Here is a 230-nt window from a genome sequence, read left to right on the forward strand (position 1 = left end):
TTTGGACACGCTGCCGGAAACTTTGCCGCCGGCGGCTTCGATCAGGGCTTGGGCTTGGTCGCGTTTGAGGGTGGACAGCGTGCCGGTTAACACAAAGGTTTTGCCTGCTACGGCTTCGTTTAGGTCGTCTGAAAACGCTTGATCTTGGTTTTCAGACGACGTTTGTGCGAAGAAGGTTTTTAGGTTTTCGAGCAGTGCGGCGTTTTGTGTTTCGCTGCGCCATGCTTGCC

General features: G+C 54.3%; 1 protein-coding gene. It reads right to left on the reverse strand.

The genetic code is table 11. The annotated features are described in order from the left end of the window. A partial coding sequence (locus ACTHS3_RS18860; RefSeq protein ID WP_440368940.1) for a BRCT domain-containing protein occupies nt 1-230 on the reverse strand: 230 nt, incomplete at both ends.

This window comes from Neisseria sp. P0009.S007, assembly GCF_051962515.1.